Origin of the sequence: Nocardioides malaquae (genome assembly GCF_015070385.1) — a bacterium.
Lineage (GTDB): Bacteria > Actinomycetota > Actinomycetes > Propionibacteriales > Nocardioidaceae > Nocardioides > Nocardioides malaquae.
The window spans coordinates 1-256 of record NZ_JADCSA010000693.1; the positions used below are offsets into that span (position 1 = coordinate 1).

Here is a 256-nt window from a genome sequence, read left to right on the forward strand (position 1 = left end):
ATGATATGGATGAAAAATATTACTGATGATCATTTGCATTATCATAATCACTGGGAATTTGCTGCCACTTACCGATTATAACAGGCTTCCAATTCTCTTCCTCTCCATCTGAATTTATCAAACCACTGATATCACCCTCCTCGTCCTCTATTTTGTCATCATTATGCGAGACAGAACCTTCTTCTCCGTTCGTGTCATCATCGTTATCACGTTTGGGGGCTGAGGTGAAGCAATCAGAGGTGTCGAGTTGGCCATC

1 protein-coding gene is annotated in these 256 nt (G+C 41.8%); it reads right to left on the bottom strand.

The window, feature by feature from the left end:
- Window positions 1-19: 19 nt before the first annotated feature.
- Window positions 20-256 (bottom strand): hypothetical protein (locus IEQ44_RS17340; protein ID WP_227487673.1); only part of this gene is annotated, 237 nt, incomplete at its 5' end.